Raw genomic sequence first — 766 nt, forward strand, 5'->3', positions numbered from 1 at the left:
AATTCACCAGATATATGAGGACTTAGTAGGAGCTCTGGCGTAACGGCTTGCAGCTCATCAGTGACTTGACATATACATAAGCGTACCCTATGCGCTAAATTAGATCCTCCCTCTTCTCCCCATTCATTCTGTGACACTTTTGGGTAAACGCTGTCACGTAGGATTTGAATACACCTCTCAATGCTACAGGCAAAAGGATGCTCTTCTATTCCGGAAGCAGCATATTCTCTATATACCAATAGTAAACAACCTATAGCCCTTATTAAAGCATTTATGCATACACTGGTACGACGTCTAGTAGCACTACCAACTTCTGACATGTTAACATACTGAGAAAGATCGTCAGAAAGAGCTTCATACGCTTCTGAAGATAACATCACCCTCATGCATGACCTCTCGTCACCGCACAGAATCTCTTCACACTCAGTTGAGCACGAGTCAATCACCCCACTTAGAACACTAAAACAACTCTGTATGTGATGACGGAAAGAAGGCGGTATGCTCAGATCAACTAACTCAGAAACTTTCCGAAAAAGCTCTGCATAGTGTCGCACTATACGCAAAGCTGCCCTTCCGTATTCTTGATTTTCAGCACTTAGCGCAGGATTTAAGCATCCGAACAAAGCTTTATATTTTGTATTGAGATACGTATTTAAAGACAGCTTGATACTCGATACTACTTCTTGATCACACTCTACATCTGAAGCATGAGCCTGAGGATCAGCAGCCTTAGCAAAGCAGTGTAATATGGAAATAATATTCACAA

General features: G+C 41.8%; 1 protein-coding gene. It reads right to left on the reverse strand.

Features of this window, described 5'->3' with window-relative positions:
* Positions 1-766: HGE-14 family type IV secretion system effector (locus tag KPX09_RS05455; RefSeq protein WP_249549329.1), on the reverse strand; the 766-nt coding region annotated here is incomplete at both ends.

Source organism: Anaplasma phagocytophilum, from assembly GCF_023476575.1.
Classification (GTDB): domain Bacteria; phylum Pseudomonadota; class Alphaproteobacteria; order Rickettsiales; family Anaplasmataceae; genus Anaplasma; species Anaplasma phagocytophilum_A.